The sequence below is a fragment of the Pedobacter sp. UYP1 genome (genome assembly GCF_040547305.1).
In the GTDB taxonomy this organism is placed as follows: Bacteria; Bacteroidota; Bacteroidia; order Sphingobacteriales; family Sphingobacteriaceae; genus Pedobacter.
Window position 1 is genome coordinate 19,351 of the sequence record NZ_JBEPPL010000009.1, and the last position, 14,707, is coordinate 34,057.

The window sequence follows — 14,707 nt, forward strand, 5'->3', positions numbered from 1 at the left end:
TTATTAATATATTTTAACATGAAAAAACCAAACTAAAATGGAAAACCTAGATCTGATTGTCCTGACAGCCATTGTATCAATTCTATATATCGGTTTTGCAATTACATTATTCTTTGCTCAAAACAGGCAGCAACATCATGATAAATAATTTAACAAGTTATCAATTAAAAAAATTAAGATAGTAAACCTGGACTAACCTAATCAAATCCAATGATTAACCTTTCTAATATTGCACAGCTCTTAATAGCATTGTCAATCAGCTTTGTCTGGATTGTCCGCTTTGATAACATTGTTAAAGAATTTAAGCAGTATGGCATTCCTGATCTTGTCAGGAATATGGTGGGAGCTAGTAAAATTGCTTTGTCCACCCTTTTAGTTGTGGGGATATGGTACGAGCCCCCCGTGGTCATATCCGCGTTATTGATGTCTTTATTGATGTTTTGCGCCCAAATTGCTCATTTTAAGATTAAAAATCCGTGGCGAAAATTCGTTCCATCGCTTATTTTGTTAATTCTTTCAATATTTGTCGCATTAGTTCATTCTGGTTATTTATTAAAATGTTATTGATCATTTTAACTATCATTTCAAGCTTCTCATTTCTTTATTATGGGATTATATTCTTTTTGAATGCTGGAATGAAAAATGAATTTGAGCGGTATGGATTGAGGAGATTCAGAAATTTGACAGGCGGTTTACAGCTCCTTGGAGGCATAGGTTTATTAGTCGGATTTGTATGGCAGCCAATCTCATTAATATCTTCTGGAGGACTTACGTTATTGATGTTATCAGGCTTAATTGTGCGCATTAAAATGAAGGACGGATTTTTACTTTCGCTTCCTTCATTTGGTTTTATGATTATAAATGGAGTTATCTTTCTGGTTAGTTTACTGGAAAATAAAAGATGATTAAGGAGATATAGGTTTGGTTTTTGGGTATTATTCTCTGTTAACCAGGCAATGTTATACACTTAAAGGAATAACTCTCCCTGGTGTGCAAACATTTTCGGCAGATTTTAGTTATATGATGATTCCATTATTTAATTCTAAACCGATTGGCTGCAGCACAACATCAAAATGTCGTTAAGGGATTTAACGCCACCAAATTATTACTAATCCTCGGCCTGGGTCTGCTTTTGGCTGGCGAAGGCTATTTTGGTTTCCGCTTGCATACACTTTCGAATCAGCAGGAAGAAATCAAAGAAGATTATTCCGATATCAATAATATCACTTTTGGGTTGTTTTCAGTAGATCAATGGCACGACAAGGTAGCGGGGATTATTAACCACCAGGTCCGCCATTTTACCATGACCCCGAAACAAAAAAAACAACTTAAGGTGGAAGTTGAACAAATCATTCTGGCATTGATCAACAAAGCAGAAGCGATGGTCAATAAACCACAGAAATCGATAGGTGGGAAAATAAAGAAACTGGCCATCAAAACGTTTGTAAATACTGATAAAATAAAAGCTCAGGTTCCTGATTTTGCTAAAACTATAATAGCAAAGATAGATAACCCGAAAAGTAAGAAGCAGTTGAGTGCAATGGCTATGGGGAAATTTACAGCTATTGAGAAAACAGACAGTACGACCAAGGCAAATAACATGGCGATCAGTAAGATGTACCGCAAGTATCATGTTTCTTCCCGTGATGAATTTAACGATAAACTTACTGCGTCGCTAGACAGCATCCGGACGGTTACTTATAATTATTCTTTTGGGATGTTAGGCTGCATTGTGATTGTGTTATCGTTATGGTGGATATTCCGTAAAAGAGTAGAGCTTCACGCTATTCTTTTTGTCATGTCGCTCATGTTTGCCTTTGTTCTTCTGGCAGTGGGTTTAACCGCATCAATGATCGAAGTTGACGCACGTATCAAATCGCTCGACTGTGTTTTGTTAGGAGAACACGTGATCTTCAAAAACCAGGTATTATTTTTTCAAAGTAAAAGTATCCTTGATGTAGTAGAAGTTTTGGTGAAGCAGCCTGCTATTGATTCGATATTAGTCGGCATTTTAATCCTTGTTTTTAGTATCCTGTTTCCGATCATGAAATTAAGCTCTACCGGGATTCATTTATTAAGTAAAAGGAAGCTGGCTGAAAATAAATTCATCAAATACTTTGCCTTTCAATCCGGGAAATGGAGTATGGCAGACGTCATTGTTATTGCCATATTGATGACCTATATAGGTTTAAATGGTTTATTAGAAAGTCAATTGTCAAGTCTGAACATTCAAAGTGATTTTTTAACCATCCTTACAACCAATAATACGGCTTTGCAGCCTGGCTATATCATATTTATCAGCTTTGTGTTATACGGACTTATTTTGTCTACCATTTTGAAGTTTATAACACCGTATGATTCGCACTAAATGCTATCAAATTCATAGATCATATTATAATCTAATTAATTAATACATTGATAACTCAGCAAAAAAATACATCGGTTAAAAAATTTGGCCTGCCCAATCTGATACTCATTCTTGGATTGAGTATACTGCTTTGTGGCGAAGCTTATTTCGGTTACCGCCTGCATAAAGATTCAATGGAGCAGGAGCAGATTAAAGAAGACTATAGCATGTCGAATAATATCACATTCGGACTGTTTTCTGTTGATCAGTGGCGTGATAGGATGACAGAAGTTATCAATCACCAGGTACGCGATTTTACGATGACGCGCGAACAAAAGAAGGACTTGCAGGAACAAGTTGAAGAAGAGCTTCACGGTCTCATTGCCAAGGCAGTTGCAGAGATTAACAAACCACAAAAGACTTTAGGTGGTAAGCTGAAAAAACTCGCATTCAATAGCTTTGTGGACGCTGATGATATACAAAAACAAGTGCCCTCATTTGCAAAAACAATCATTGATAAGGTGAATAGCCCCGCAAGTCACAAGAGGCTAAAGAGTATTGCTACCAGTAAAATTGACCAGCTTGCAGACGAAACTTATGATAGTACTGCTGTTGCTAATACTGCTGTTACCAGACATCTGTACAAGAAATATCACGTTGCTAACCCAACTGAATTTAATAAAGAGATTAATTCCCGTTTAGCAGCCATTCGCACTGTGACTTACAATTATGCTTATGCTATGCTGGGCTGCGTTTTGGTTGCACTTGGCTTATGGTGGCTTATGAGAAAGCAGGTGCAGCTGCAAACCACGCTTTTTGTCATGTCGCTATTATTTGCCTTTATCCTGTTAGCGGTAGGTATAACCGCCTCTATTATAGAAGTAGATGCACGCATCGAGACCTTGAACTTTATGCTGCTGGGCGAGAAAGTTACTTTTGAGAACCAGGTGTTATTCTTCCAGAGTAAAAGTATATTGGACATCATTGAAGTATTAGTGAAACAACCTAAGCCTGACGCTATTGTAGTAGGTGTATTAATGCTTGTATTCATTATTATTCTCCCTGTATTAAGAATAACTGCTAAGGGTATCCACCTCTTAAGCAGTAAAAAACTGGCGGAAAATAAAGTGGTAAAATATTTGACATTTGAGTCCGGTAAATGGGATATGGCCGATGTGATGGTAGTGGGTATCCTGATGACTTACATTGGTTTGAACGGAATTCTAAAAAGCCAGTTGTCTAACTTGAACATCCATAACAGTTTATTGACCACTACAACGGTCAATGATACCTCTTTGCAACCTGGATATTTCATATTTGTGGTTTACGTAGTCTTTGAAACTTTGTTGTCATACATTTTAAAACGAATGACAAATGATGAGGTGACCGATCAGGAGGGGGATCCTCTCAGTTAAATTGGCTTAAAGCATTGAATCAGCAGCTTGACTAAACTGCTGATTCAATGAAATGTGTTTTAAATCGCCTTTTTTTCCTTTTCAGCTTTTAGTGTGCGTTAGTTTTTGAAAAAACATTCATTACAATAACTCCGGTAATGATTAATAAAATACCAAGAATAGCAGGTAAATCGAGTGTCTGTTTAAAAATCACAACTGAAACTGCAGCTGTTAATACAATTCCTAATCCCGCCCAGATCGCATAAGCAATACCCAGTGGAATGGATTTTAATGCTTGAGAAAAGAAGAAGAAACAGCCAACAAGTGCAATAAATGTTATGATGGATGGTAGTAATTTAGAGAAACCATCAGATGCTTTTAAAAAGCTGGAACCTATAACTTCCAATGTAATAGCCAGTCCTAAAAATAAATACTTCATGTTGTTTAAAAATTATAATGCAAAGGAGGTATTTATTATGAGCCATTTTTTTGATGTATGTCAAAATCGACTATAGTTTTTTGATACTGCTTAACGTTTTCTGATCCTGCTTAACGTTTCCTGATCCTGCTTAACGTTTCCTGATTCTGCTTAACGTTTCCTGATCCTGCTTAACGTTTCCTGATTATGCTTAACGTTTTCTGATCCTGCTTAACGTTTCCTGATTATGCTTAACGTTTTCTGATTCTGCTTAACGTTTCCTGAGTTATGCCAAGGTAGGAGGCAATATGTCCCAGATTTACTCTTTGTAAAAGTCCCGGAAAAGAAGTGATCAGGGAATGGTAACGCTCTTCAGCAGATTCAGTATGTAAAGAAGTAATTCTTTCTTCCAGAATAACACAAAGTTCCTCGGCCATTTTTCTGCCAATAAGATTCAGTTCCGGAAATATCTTATAAAGTTCATTCAAATCTGTTACGGAAATAGAATATATAGTGGAATCTTCCAAAAACTGGATATTTTCAAAAGAAGGCTTTTCTGTATATAAGGGCAGTATCGAGCCTGTAATCATGTTTTCCAGACCAAACCATGTATTAACCTCTTTATCTTTCCTGATAAAATATGCCCGTACTAATCCTTTGTCCAGCATAAAAAGAGTTGACATTACCTGTCCTTGCCTTAATAAAAAGTCATCTTTCCGTTTCTGAAAACACCTGGTTCTTTTGTTCACTTCTTGCTCTGCTTCGGGAGAGAGGTCTCCATACTGTCGCAATCTATCTATTAGTGGATTCATTTTAAGCGCTTTTCTTTATGCTTTCTGGCTGTAATATACAAAACGTTTGTTTTGTGAAGAGTAAAGATAAAATACCAAAAATATGTTCTGGAATAACATACAATAGCAGTTTTTTCTGCTATTGTATGTTGGTTTACAATTTTATTTTCTAAGGATTATAAATCTCTTAAACCACCGTCCAACAATAGTTCAGTACCCAGCATAAATGCAGAATCGTCAGAAGCCAGGTAAAGTGCTGCGGCTGCCAGCTCTTCAGCGGTTCCTACACGTTTAACCGGAGTAAAACCAGCAAACGATTCCTTCATCGCTTTTGCCTCCTCTGCATTAGCCGTAACTGTATTGAATACAGGGGTGTCAACCGGGCCAGGAGTTAAGGCGTTTACACGAATTTTACGTTCAAGCAGGTCAGCAGAAAAGCTTCTGGCCAGTGAGCGTACGGCAGCTTTCGTTGCTGAGTAGGCAGCATGATTGGGGATACCTTTTCCATTTACAGTTGAAGATATCAATACAACTGAAGCACCGTCTTTTAGTACTGGAAGCGCCTTTTGAACAGAGAAGAATGCGCCTTTGAAATTAATGTCGCTCACGCTATCGAATTGCTCCTCAGTAAAGTCTGCCAATGGGCCAAGCACGTATACACCAGCATTAACAATCAGTACATCTACTTTTCCAAATTTCTCTTCCACTTATCATGATTTTTGATCACCCTTATGAATCAAATTGCTCATAATGATCAGTCATACGGCCAATAGCTTGGACTAATACCTGGTCTATATTGTCATTTGTTCTCCAGCCGATCTTGCGCGTAATCACCAGTAGGAGATGAAATCCAGTGACCTGGCCAGGATTTTCCAACGGTTCAAGATCTTCGTTGCGACTAGGTTTGGTTTTATAAGCATAATTAAAGTATTTAGTCTCCAAAACTACTATTTTAAAAAAAAGTATAAAACTAAATGAGTTAGTATTTTATCGTTTTATTACATCACTTTTCTTGTCTATACAGAGAATCCTTTACAATGTATGACATTGTAAAAACTCTTCTTATTACGCTTTATTACGCTCGGTAATTTAGCGCCATGCCGTAATTAAATTTTAAGATAAGTGGTGATGATACTGAACTAAAAAAACTTTAGCTAATACCAGCAAAGTAGTAGCTCAAGCAGGTGCATAGGCATCTAAAGAGGTCAGTAAAGGTGTTGATGGGGAAACTAAATCAAGGCAGAAGGCTGTAAAGGTAACTGAGGACCAGTCCAAATCCTCAAAGGTTGTTGTTAATGCAATTATTACATCAATAAAAGTCTATTTGATTTTTTAGCAAATATCAGCGCCAAATAATTATCATGTATAGAATTACCAGATTATGGACAGCATAATAAAAAGGCCTCTCAGATTTCCGAGAGGCCTTTTTATTATGGAGCTGAGGATGATTTAAACGAACCCTTTGTAAGGCTTTTAATTCTTATTAGGGCGGTTAATGCGGAAAATGTTTTGGTGAATCAGCCTAACGTAGAAATTGAAGTTTGAGTAGTTTAAGGAGGTGGGCGGGGCTGTGTCGAACTCTTTTTTGCGCTAAATATTAAAACTCTCACCAGTGGTGAGAGTTTTAATATTTATTTAGCTGTAAGCCAATGAAATGTATTTATAGATTGATAATTTATTCCAATAGCTTTTTTCTTTCAATTCTCTCCTTCGCATCGATTAAAATATTATGTATCTTCTTTTCAAGCTCTTTTTTACTAGGTAGCTCTGTCCAATATTCCGCGACCATAATACCGTCTTTGTGCATTTCTAAAAGTTCTACCTGCTCCCGGCTACTTTCAGCGCATAATATTAGTCCTACAGGAGATAATTCTCCTTCCTTTTTTTCATATTTATCCAACCATTTTAAATACAATTCCATCTGCCCTTTATGTTTAGCTTCGAACTTGCCTAATTTTAATTCAATAGCTACTAATCGTCTTAAATTTCTGTGATAGAATAAAAGGTCTAAATGAAAGTCCTGTCCATCAATAATCATCCTTTTCTGACGCTCTACAAATGCAAAGCCTTTACCTAATTCCAGAATGAAGGTCTCCAGTTCTCTAAGTATGGCTTCTTCTAAATCTCTTTCTAGATAAGTATCCTGAAGCCCAAGGAAATCTAAAAAATAAGGGTCTTTGAAATTGTCATGAATACCTGGGTGACTACTAGTATTTTGCAGATTGGCTATTGCTGTTCTTTCAAATTCCTTTTTGGCAATCTTTTTACGTAACTCCCTAACGCCTATTGTTTGAGCTGATACGGATTTTGCATAGAATAATTTTGCTTCTGCATTTTTTATAGGTAGCAACACAAGAAAATGTGACCAACTCAATTGTCGTGACAGCGTAACGACAATTTTCTCATCATTGAATTGATCTGCAAATTGTAACATTCGCCTAAGATTTTTTTCATCAAAACTCCGTCCATACTTATCCTTCATTTGTCGTGACAGCGTAACGACTATCTGCTTTCCATACTCTGCTCGTTTATTTTGAAGAATACTTTGATTAATACGGCTTCCGATATGCCAAAATAGCATTGTAAGAGAACTGTTTACCTGTGCCATAACTTCCTGTTGACTTTGTTCAATCAGCAGAGAAAGTTCATTGAATAATGATTGCTCAGGTGATAAAATGTCTTTATTTTTAGCCATTCGAATTATATAAATAAATATTTTCTAAACTATCGGCACATATGACTATTAGCTTGTGCAATAGTGACTAATAGTTCTTCTTTTTTCGTTTAACAAAAATAGCTAAATTTTCTCACCCGCATAAGATTTATGACATTGCTGGTTTGATAGAATGGATGAATTTAGGAAAGATATTATAGGGATATAATTTTACTAGAATTCAAAATAAAGGCAATGCTTCGCAGTCATTAGTACTTAAAGTTGATCAATTTAAGAGATACCACTTTTATGAAGAGTGGTAAAATATTCAAAAAAAGGCCCTTGAGAGTATCTCAAAGGCCTCTGTGGAGCCGAAGGGGTTCGAACCCTTGTCCAGTTGCGTGGCAAATTATGCCTTCTACATGCTTATTTTCCACTCTATTTTCGGGATCAGACGGGCCGGAAACCTACCTTGCCTTTCTCCTTAGGTATTTTATCTTACAACTGTACCATACCTTACAATTGCCAGCGTAATTATTTCGATGCCCCTGATTCCGGCCTAAAAACGCGGCAGCCAGAGGGACAAAAGCTATTTAATTCTAAATTAAGCAGCTAAGGCGTAGTTATTTTCGCCAATCAAAGTGTGAACGTTCACTTTAAAGTGCTCCCCGTACAACGCACTGCATGCTAACATACGTACCTCCGCCCTGTCAAATCCAAAACGGCCCCAATACGTACAAATATTTGTGGTTAACTACTCCTTTTCAAATATCCATTACAAATTTACGAAATATTATGCCAATTTCTATATAAAAGAGTCATTTAAGCCATTAATCGGGAATCCGGTTAATAATCAGTAGCTTACATTATAGACTTAAACTATTCGGTATAGAGATAATTGATTGTGATTATTTCATCCAATATCATAAATTTATACTGCTTTGCAATTACCGGGGCATAAGAAAGTACTTGATACCTAAACTTATATACATATGGAAAGAGAGTCAAATGACATCAGTAAATGCCCATTTCATAATGGGACTATGAAGCATAATGTTGGGGGTGGTGGCACCCGAAATAACGATTGGTGGCCTAACCAGTTAAAGCTGAGTATTCTGCGTCAGCATTCCTCTTTATCAAACCCATTGGGTGAAGATTTTAATTATGCCGAAGCTTTTAAAAGCCTCGATCTTGCAGCAGTGAAAAAAGACCTTCATGCGCTAATGACAGATTCGCAAGACTGGTGGCCGGCAGATTTTGGTCATTATGGTGGTTTATTCATTCGCATGGCCTGGCACAGCGCAGGAACCTATCGTGTTGGCGACGGACGCGGCGGTGCTGGTGCAGGGCTGCAACGTTTCGCACCTCTTAACAGTTGGCCTGATAACGTAAGTCTCGATAAAGCGCGCAGACTACTTTGGCCGATTAAACAAAAATATGGCAATAAGATTTCGTGGGCTGACCTGATGATCCTTACCGGTAATATCGCACTGGAATCAATGGGATTTAAAACCTTTGGTTACGCAGGTGGACGTGAAGATGTATGGGAAGCAGATGAATCTGTTTATTGGGGATCTGAAACTACCTGGCTGGGTGGTGACCTGCGTTATGCACATGGTTCATCCGGTGTGGAAGAGGGACATGGTGTATTAGTTTCAGACGATGATGCCGATGGTGATATTCACTCCCGTAACCTGGAAAAACCACTTGCAGCAGTACAAATGGGACTGATCTATGTGAATCCAGAAGGCCCTGACGGTAATCCTGATCCTGTGGCTGCGGCTAAAGATATCCGTGATACATTTGGCAGAATGGCCATGAACGATGAAGAAACAGTCGCACTCATAGCAGGCGGTCATAGCTTTGGAAAAACACATGGTGCTGCATCTGCTGATCATGTGGGTAAAGAGCCCGAAGCTGTAGATACTGAAATGCAAGGCTTAGGCTGGAGCAACAGTTACGGTTCTGGTAAAGGTGCCGACACAATTACCAGTGGGCTGGAGGTAACGTGGACTACCACGCCAACTCAATGGAGCAATAACTTTTTTGAAAACCTGTTTGGCTTTGAATGGCAATTGTCTAAAAGCCCTGCAGGTGCACACCAATGGGTAGCTAAAAACGCAGAAGCTATTATTCCGGATGCGTTTGATAGTTCAAAAAAACATTTGCCAACTATGCTTACTACCGATCTTGCTTTAAGACTTGATCCAGCTTATGAGAAGATATCACGACGCTTCTTCGAAAACCCGGATCAATTTGCAGATGCTTTTTCACGTGCATGGTATAAATTAACGCACCGCGATATGGGCCCGCTTACTCGTTATCTTGGCCCTGATGTGCCACAAGAAGAATTGCTTTGGCAGGATCCTATTCCAGCAGTTGACCACGTATTAATCGATGAAAGTGATATTGCAGCCTTGAAAGCAAAAGTCCTGGAATCAGGTCTGAACGTATCTGAATTAGTTTCTACAGCATGGGCATCGGCTTCTACGTTCCGTGGTTCTGATAAACGAGGGGGGGCAAATGGTAGTCGTATCCGTCTTGCTCCACAAAAATACTGGCAAGTGAATAATCCTTCACAATTGCAAAAAGTATTGGATATATTAGAAGGCATTCAAAAGGAATTTAACGGTGCTCAGGCAGACGGTAAAAAAGTTTCGCTGGCAGATTTGATTGTACTGGCCGGTTGTGCAGGCGTTGAGAAAGCAGCTGCGGAAAATGGCACTAAAGTTCCTTTTACACCTGGCCGTACAGATGCCTCACAGGAGCAAACTGATGTAGAGTCATTCGGTTATCTGGAACCTGCTGCTGACGGTTTCCGTAATTACCGCAAGACGAAAGTTCCTGTATCTACTGAAGAATTGCTGATTGATAAAGCTCATTTGCTTACACTTACAGCACCAGAGTTAACAGTGCTGGTAGGTGGTTTGCGTGCATTAAATACAAATTTTGATGGTTCTGACTATGGTGTCTTTACATCACGCCCAGGGCAGCTTACTAACGATTTCTTTGTAAACTTGCTCGACATGAATACGGTGTGGAAAGCAGCATCAGCAGATAAAGAAGCTTATGAAGGTCGTGATCGTTCAACAGGTGAAGTTAAGTGGAAAGCTAGCCGTGCAGACCTTGTTTTCGGCTCTAATTCGGAATTAAGAGCAGTTGCTGAAATTTACGGAAGTGCTGATGCTCAGGCCAAATTTACCAAAGACTTTGTAGCCGCCTGGAATAAAGTGATGAATCTGGACAGGTTCGATTTAAAATAATTATGTGATATTCTAAAAGTAAAAATGCCCCCAGAAAGTGTCTGACTTTTTGGGGGCATTGTATTTTATGATACAGGCTCTTTGTTGTTAAAAATGGAATCAGACTAGCAGAATTTTTTCAATATGGCAGATTTAAACTTCAGCCTGTCATTTTTGATTATAATATTTTAATGGTGTCGTGGGTAGAATGACAATATCCATACTTAGATTAGGAAGCACTTTTTTCATGGCAGCAAGATCTTTGTTTACAGCTGTTGCAAATAACCAGTTTTTTCCTCCGTCTGCTGATATAGCTATCAACGTAGAAGAATAGAAGCCTCTTTTTTTACCAAATACCATATTAACACGCTGTTGCAACGTACATTGAAGCTCATTATTCGTTTTTATAATTTTACCAGGATTACTGATCAGAAAACCAGCTATAAATGCACCTTGTTGTTTCAAAGTTTTATTAAGCTCAACAATAGATTTTATCATTTCACCTTTTCCACCTACTCCTTTGATGACAGATGGGTGCGTATATTTACAAAACGTGTCATAATCACTTCTCATTAAGGCATTACCCATTAAATTAGCTTGTGCTAATAACTGCTTCTTATATGGGTTTTCTGATGAAGAAGTACGCTGTGCGTAACAGATCACGGTAGCAAATACCAACAGATTAAATAGAATGATGAATCTTCTTATCATAAGTGTTTTCTGATGCTTTATTTTGTTATTAATATTATTATGCTTGGTGGTAATTTAAACCTTATCCCGCCTTCTCCACATATCCCTTCAAAGACTTGCCAATAATCTCGTTCCATCCACCAGCAAAACTTTCTTTAGCAAAAGAAGGATTATCTTGAGGAAATGTTTCCAACCCTTCATGAGTAAGCTTTAACCTGGTTTTTTCACCCTCTGGAAACAACTCAAAAGTAACCACAGAATCACCTGGATAATCTCTATATCTCCAGCTATAGCTGAGTTTCTGATCGGGTAAAGCCTCAATCACTTTACAGATATGAGTGTACAAAATATTCTTATCGCCCGCATCGAATGTAAACTCAAAACCTTTTTCCGGATTAAATTCTTCCAGATCAAAATACCATTGCTTCATCTCATTTTTATCCGTAATGGCTCGCCATACTTTTTCTACGGCTGCATTATAAGTTCTTTCAATTTCAAATGGTTGATTTTTCATGCTATTGGTTTTTAGATTTATTTTTAAGTGCTTCAAAAGCAGCAGGGCAGGGGCTTTAAAACCGCAAGCACTAATTTCAAAATTTCTATCCACAAATAGCAAATAAATATATTAATATATAAAAGATTCAAGATATCTAAGTATCAATACATCATAACAAGTCAGCTTACTATCAGTTAACAACTTATGATGATATTTTAATGATTATTTGATACTCAATCTCTATTTATTTTTCTTATGTTGCTATAAGAACCAACCTATGAACAGACAAACTGACCTATCCGCAACCGAACAACTAACTGATAAAAATCAGGAATCACCTAAGATCTCAAAGCAAAGGCTGAAAGCTATATTTGGAGGCTCCGTGGGGAATCTGGTAGAATGGTACGACTGGTACGCTTATTCTGCTTTCTCCATCTACTTTTCTTCCTCCTTTTTTCCCTCAGGTAATTTGACAGCCCAGTTAATGAATACTACGGGGATTTTTGCACTTGGCTTTTTGATGCGGCCAATTGGCGGATGGATGTTTGGCCGTATCGCCGATAAAGTAGGACGTAAACAGAGTATGACGCTATCCGTTTTACTGATGTCCATGGGGTCATTATTAATTGCATTAACCCCTACTTACAAAACAATAGGATTGGTAGCTCCGGTACTGCTGCTAACCGCCAGATTATTACAAGGACTTAGTGTTGGAGGTGAATACGGAGTTTCTGCTACCTATTTAAGCGAAATGGCAACCAAAAACAGGCGGGGTTTTTATTCCAGCTTTCAATATGTTACACTAATCGGAGGCCAGCTGATCGCATTAGGTATACAGATTATACTTCAAAGAGTCCTCACAGAAGACCAGCTGGTTTCCTGGGGATGGCGCATTCCTTTCGTCATCGGAGCTATACTGTCTGTTGTAGCCCTTTATCTTCGTAAAAGTCTGCATGAAACAAAGGCCTTTGAAGCTCAGAAAAGCAAAAAAGATAGTGGAACAATCAGAGAATTACTTAAACATCCCAGAGCTATACTTACTGTAGTAGGGATGACCTTGGGAGGAACCCTGGCATTTTATACGTACACTACATATATGCAGAAATTCCTGATCAATACCGTTCATTTATCGAAAGGGGATGCCACATTGCTATCTTTCTTCTCCCTGTTAATTTTCGCCTTATTACAACCAGTTTTCGGTACCCTTTCTGACCGTATCGGTCGTAAACCACTACTCATTGGTTTTGGCGTACTAGGAGCTATTTTTACCGTTCCGCTGCTCACCACCTTAAGTAATACAACTTCACAATGGAGTGCATTTTTTCTTTTACTGGCAGGTTTGATTATTGTGAGTGGATATACCAGTATTAATGCAATTGTAAAAGCAGAATTATTTCCGGCACAGATCAGGGCATTAGGTGTTGGTTTACCCTATGGAATCACGGTAGCTATATTTGGAGGAACTGTCGAATACCTGGCCCTATGGTTCAAAAAGATAGGACATGAACCTTATTTCTACTGGTATATTACTACCTGTATATTTCTCTCCCTGGTCGTTTACGTATTCATGAGGGAATCTAAAGAGACTTCAAAATTGAATGAAGACCCGGAGAACTAAAACAAAAAGAGGGACTAGCTATAAAGGCAGCCCCTCTTCCCGAATAAAAAAAATCAGAACTTATAAGTTACCCCAGCTCCAAAAATCTGTTTGACCTGTAGTGCCTTTTTGTCCCTGTTTACGCCATTATCAACGTATTGTATTTTAGTTTTATCATCATAAATCAACTGTATACCCGCATTTACGGTCACAAACCTGTTCACCTTCATGAAAAGATTAGCCGTATAATCGGTATAAATATTCCCTGGTTTATCCAGGTAATCAGAATATAGCTTTAAAGTGTTTTCCAAGCTGATATTCTCTACCAGGTTTACTTTATAGTAAGCATCTAACGAAGCACCAAACTGAAATTTACTCTTTTTACCAGGATCAACACCGAAAGCACCTTGAGCAGAAAGCGTATCATTTTGAACAATAATAATACGTGCAGCAGCAGGAGAAATATTAATCCTGAAATTATCGGAACGCTTATAGGCAAAACCAGGTCCGAAGGTCAGGTAGGCAGGTGAAAGAAAAGTTGAGATTAATTTTTGTGGAGTCGCCGAATAATTATAACCCTTTGCAAATTGCGTCTGGAAATTCGCATAGAAAGTATATAACCAATATTGAGACGCTTTACGGCCCAATAAACTGTTTAAAATAATCCTGTCATCATTTTTACGGGTACCGGCATCTTGCTGCTTACTTAACCCGTAACCTAAAATCACTTTATTATCCCAGCTCCAAACATCCTTCTTATAATTGAAATCATAATTAAACAGGATATTTCCTGCAACTGAATTTACACCACCAGATGACCAGTTGGAGAAAGAACTTTGATTAATTAACAATGTGTTTTCCCCATGAATAGTCCACCTTTTTGTCGTGTCGGCTTTTGGAGTGACCTGTGCATAGCCAATCAGGCTAATTGCGGTCAATGATAAGGAAAGAATAAGTGTTTTCATAAGTACATTTTATATATATAGATATACCCAATATCATCATTTAATACTATTTATCCCAATCAGGCCCCATCCTGAACAAGTTGCACGGCATATTTATCAAAGTTTCGTTAAAAA

Annotated in this window: 14 protein-coding genes and 1 other RNA gene; 6 read left to right on the forward strand and 9 right to left on the reverse strand. The window is 38.0% G+C overall.

What is annotated here, in order from left to right; genetic code table 11:
• Positions 1–210 precede the first annotated feature (210 nt).
• From ABIB30_RS17210 to ABIB30_RS17225, 4 genes are all read left to right on the forward strand, one after another.
• Positions 211–567: a DoxX family protein gene (locus tag ABIB30_RS17210; protein ID WP_354304115.1), complete on the forward strand. Its 357-nt coding sequence runs from the start codon at positions 211–213 to the stop codon at positions 565–567.
• Positions 558–905 (forward strand): DoxX family protein, encoded by a 348-nt coding sequence (locus tag ABIB30_RS17215; protein ID WP_354304116.1) that lies wholly within the window; start codon positions 558–560, stop codon positions 903–905. The genes ABIB30_RS17210 and ABIB30_RS17215 overlap by 10 nt, the downstream gene beginning before the upstream one ends.
• A 146-nt stretch (positions 906–1,051) precedes the next feature.
• Positions 1,052–2,368, forward strand: coding sequence for a paraquat-inducible protein A (locus ABIB30_RS17220; protein ID WP_354304117.1), 1,317 nt, complete (start codon positions 1,052–1,054; stop codon positions 2,366–2,368).
• Positions 2,369–2,415: 47 nt separating this feature from the next.
• Complete coding sequence (locus tag ABIB30_RS17225; RefSeq protein ID WP_354304119.1) at positions 2,416–3,762, forward strand: paraquat-inducible protein A; 1,347 nt, start codon at positions 2,416–2,418, stop codon at positions 3,760–3,762.
• A gap of 88 nt (positions 3,763–3,850) precedes the next feature.
• On the opposite strand, the gene ABIB30_RS17230 is transcribed toward ABIB30_RS17225, so the two are convergent.
• From ABIB30_RS17230 to ssrA, 6 genes are all read right to left on the reverse strand, one after another.
• A complete protein-coding gene (locus ABIB30_RS17230) occupies positions 3,851–4,180 on the reverse strand; it encodes a DMT family transporter (protein ID WP_354304120.1) in 330 nt (109 codons plus the stop codon).
• 230 nt (positions 4,181–4,410) lie between these two features.
• Positions 4,411–4,971 (reverse strand): Crp/Fnr family transcriptional regulator, encoded by a 561-nt coding sequence (locus ABIB30_RS17235; protein ID WP_354304122.1) that lies wholly within the window; start codon positions 4,969–4,971, stop codon positions 4,411–4,413.
• Between the two features lie 155 nt (positions 4,972–5,126).
• Complete coding sequence (locus ABIB30_RS17240; protein ID WP_354304124.1) at positions 5,127–5,657, reverse strand: SDR family oxidoreductase; 531 nt, start codon at positions 5,655–5,657, stop codon at positions 5,127–5,129.
• A gap of 22 nt (positions 5,658–5,679) precedes the next feature.
• The gene (locus ABIB30_RS17245) at positions 5,680–5,892 is read right to left on the reverse strand and encodes a hypothetical protein (RefSeq protein ID WP_354304126.1); all 213 of its coding nucleotides are present in this window, start codon (positions 5,890–5,892) and stop codon (positions 5,680–5,682) included.
• A 733-nt stretch (positions 5,893–6,625) separates the two neighbouring features.
• Positions 6,626–7,645, reverse strand: a complete 1,020-nt coding sequence (locus ABIB30_RS17250; protein WP_354304128.1) for a PDDEXK nuclease domain-containing protein — start codon at positions 7,643–7,645, stop codon at positions 6,626–6,628.
• Between the two features lie 321 nt (positions 7,646–7,966).
• Positions 7,967–8,332, reverse strand: a transfer-messenger RNA (tmRNA) gene (ssrA, locus tag ABIB30_RS17255).
• 263 nt (positions 8,333–8,595) lie between these two features.
• Between ssrA and katG the strand changes: the two genes are divergently transcribed.
• On the forward strand, positions 8,596–10,866 hold the full coding sequence (gene katG, locus ABIB30_RS17260; protein WP_354304130.1) for a catalase/peroxidase HPI: 2,271 nt from the start codon (positions 8,596–8,598) through the stop codon (positions 10,864–10,866).
• A 147-nt stretch (positions 10,867–11,013) separates the two neighbouring features.
• Here katG and ABIB30_RS17265 read toward each other — a convergent pair whose 3' ends face one another.
• Together ABIB30_RS17265 and ABIB30_RS17270 are read right to left on the reverse strand one after the other, a co-directional pair.
• A complete protein-coding gene (locus ABIB30_RS17265) occupies positions 11,014–11,556 on the reverse strand; it encodes a hypothetical protein (RefSeq protein WP_354304132.1) in 543 nt (180 codons plus the stop codon).
• A gap of 61 nt (positions 11,557–11,617) precedes the next feature.
• A complete protein-coding gene (locus ABIB30_RS17270) occupies positions 11,618–12,049 on the reverse strand; it encodes an SRPBCC family protein (RefSeq protein WP_354304133.1) in 432 nt (143 codons plus the stop codon).
• A 259-nt stretch (positions 12,050–12,308) separates the two neighbouring features.
• Between ABIB30_RS17270 and ABIB30_RS17275 the strand changes: the two genes are divergently transcribed.
• Entirely contained in the window at positions 12,309–13,649 is a 1,341-nt protein-coding gene (locus ABIB30_RS17275; RefSeq protein WP_354304135.1) for an MFS transporter, read from the forward strand.
• Between the two features lie 53 nt (positions 13,650–13,702).
• On the opposite strand, the gene ABIB30_RS17280 is transcribed toward ABIB30_RS17275, so the two are convergent.
• A complete protein-coding gene (locus ABIB30_RS17280) occupies positions 13,703–14,593 on the reverse strand; it encodes a DUF3078 domain-containing protein (protein ID WP_354304137.1) in 891 nt (296 codons plus the stop codon).
• Between the last annotated feature and the right edge of the window lie 114 nt (positions 14,594–14,707).

What these genes read in the sequence shown, in the direction of transcription:
- ABIB30_RS17210 (WP_354304115.1), top strand. Translation starts at nt 211, where the DNA reads ATGATTAACCTTTCTAATATTGCACAGCTCTTAATAGCATTGTCAATC.
- ABIB30_RS17215 (WP_354304116.1), top strand. Translation starts at nt 558, where the DNA reads ATGTTATTGATCATTTTAACTATCATTTCAAGCTTCTCATTTCTTTAT.
- ABIB30_RS17230 (WP_354304120.1), bottom strand. Translation starts at nt 4,180, where the DNA reads ATGAAGTATTTATTTTTAGGACTGGCTATTACATTGGAAGTTATAGGT.
- ABIB30_RS17235 (WP_354304122.1), bottom strand. Translation starts at nt 4,971, where the DNA reads ATGAATCCACTAATAGATAGATTGCGACAGTATGGAGACCTCTCTCCC.
- ABIB30_RS17250 (WP_354304128.1), bottom strand. Translation starts at nt 7,645, where the DNA reads ATGGCTAAAAATAAAGACATTTTATCACCTGAGCAATCATTATTCAAT.
- katG (WP_354304130.1), top strand. Translation starts at nt 8,596, where the DNA reads ATGGAAAGAGAGTCAAATGACATCAGTAAATGCCCATTTCATAATGGG.
- ABIB30_RS17265 (WP_354304132.1), bottom strand. Translation starts at nt 11,556, where the DNA reads ATGATAAGAAGATTCATCATTCTATTTAATCTGTTGGTATTTGCTACC.
- ABIB30_RS17270 (WP_354304133.1), bottom strand. Translation starts at nt 12,049, where the DNA reads ATGAAAAATCAACCATTTGAAATTGAAAGAACTTATAATGCAGCCGTA.
- ABIB30_RS17275 (WP_354304135.1), top strand. Translation starts at nt 12,309, where the DNA reads ATGAACAGACAAACTGACCTATCCGCAACCGAACAACTAACTGATAAA.
- ABIB30_RS17280 (WP_354304137.1), bottom strand. Translation starts at nt 14,593, where the DNA reads ATGAAAACACTTATTCTTTCCTTATCATTGACCGCAATTAGCCTGATT.